The organism is Pseudomonas sp. P106(2024), from assembly GCF_057480815.1.
On sequence record NZ_JBLIYU010000040.1, the window covers coordinates 1 to 1,724 of the forward strand.

The 1,724-nt window shown below is 61.4% G+C and carries 1 protein-coding gene; it reads left to right on the plus strand.

Going from position 1 to position 1,724, the window contains the following annotated elements; translation table 11 throughout:
- The coding region (locus AC25M7_RS25415) for an immunoglobulin-like domain-containing protein (RefSeq protein ID WP_486971628.1) at positions 1-1,724 on the plus strand (1,724 nt) is incomplete at both ends.

Sequence of the window (1,724 nt, forward strand, 5' to 3'; positions counted from 1 at the left end):
CCGTCACCATCGTCGGCAAAGGCGATGTGACCGAAGACCAGCAGCCGGCCTTCACCGTCAAGGTCAGCCAGAAACTGGACCACGACCTGACCGTGACCCTGTCGAACGGCGACAAGGTCGTGATCCCTGCCGGTCAGACCGAGGCCGAGTACAAGGCGAAAGCCCAAGGTGATGACGTCTTCAAAGACGGCGATACCTTGACCGTTGGCATCACCGACGCTGCCGTCGATGGTAAGGCCTTCGAGAATCTGGAGCTGGGCGGCAACGCTTCGGTCCAAATCACCGACACCGTCAGCGAAGTCGTCGCGACCCTCACCGCCGACAAGACCACCGTCACCGAAGGCGGCCAGATCACCTACACCGTGACCCTGAGCAACGCCCAGGGTCTGCCGGTCAATGGCCATAACGGCCTGACCTTCACCCTGACCGATGGCACCAAGGTCACCATCCCCGCTGGCAGCGCCAGCGGCACCTCCACCATCACTGCACCGGACGACGTGTTCGTTGGTGGTCAACCGACCATTACCAACAAACTGGAAAGCGTGACCGGTGCCGACAATTTCGAAAAACTGACCCTGGGTCAGGACGAAGTGAAGACCTCCGTCACTGACGAACCGGGCACCGGCACTCCAGGCACCGACAACCAAGGCGACAAGGTCACCGTCACCATCGTTGGCAAAGGCGATGTCACTGAAGACCAGCAGCCGGCCTTCACCGTCAAGGTCAGCCAGAAACTGGACCACGACCTGACCGTGACCCTGTCGAACGGCGACAAGGTCGTGATCCCTGCCGGTCAGACCGAGGCCGAGTACAAGGCGAAAGCCCAAGGTGATGACGTCTTCAAAGACGGCGACACCCTGACCGTCGGCATCACCGATGCTGCCGTTGACGGCAAGTCCTTCGAAAACCTGGAGCTGGGCGGCAACGCCTCGGTGCAGATCACCGACACCATCAGTGAAGTGGTTGCGACCCTCACCGCCGACAAGACCACCGTCACCGAAGGCGGCCAGATCACCTACACCGTGACCCTGACCAACGCCCAAGGCCTGTCGGTCACTGGCCACAATGGCCTGACCTTCACCCTGACCGATGGCACCAAGGTCACCATTCCAGCTGGCAGCGCCAGCGGTACCTTCACCATTACCGCACCGGACGATGTGTTCGTAGGTGGCCAGCCTTCGATCGTCAACAAGATTGAATCGGTTGCCGGTGGCGACAACTTCGAGAAGCTGACCCTCGGTGACAACACCGTCACCACGAGCGTGACCGATGAGCCTGGCACCGGCACTCCAGGTACCGACAACCAGGGCGACAAAGTCACCGTTACTATCATCGGCAAAGGCGATGTCACCGAAGACCAGCAGCCGGCCTTCACCGTCAAGGTCAGCCAGAAGCTCGACCACGACCTGACCGTCACCCTGTCGAACGGCGACAAAGTCGTCATTCCAGCCGGCCAGACCGAAGCCGAGTACAAGGCCAAGGCCCAGGGCGACGACGTCTTCAAGGATGGCGATACCCTGACCGTCGGCATCACCGACGCTGCCGTTGACGGCAAGGCCTTCGAGAATCTGGAGCTGGGCGGCAACGCCTCGGTGCAGATCACCGACACCATCAGTGAAGTGGTTGCGACCCTCACCGCCGACAAGACCACCGTCACCGAAGGCGGCCAGATCACCTACACCGTGACCCTGACCAACGCCCAGGGTCTGCCGGTCAATGGCCAC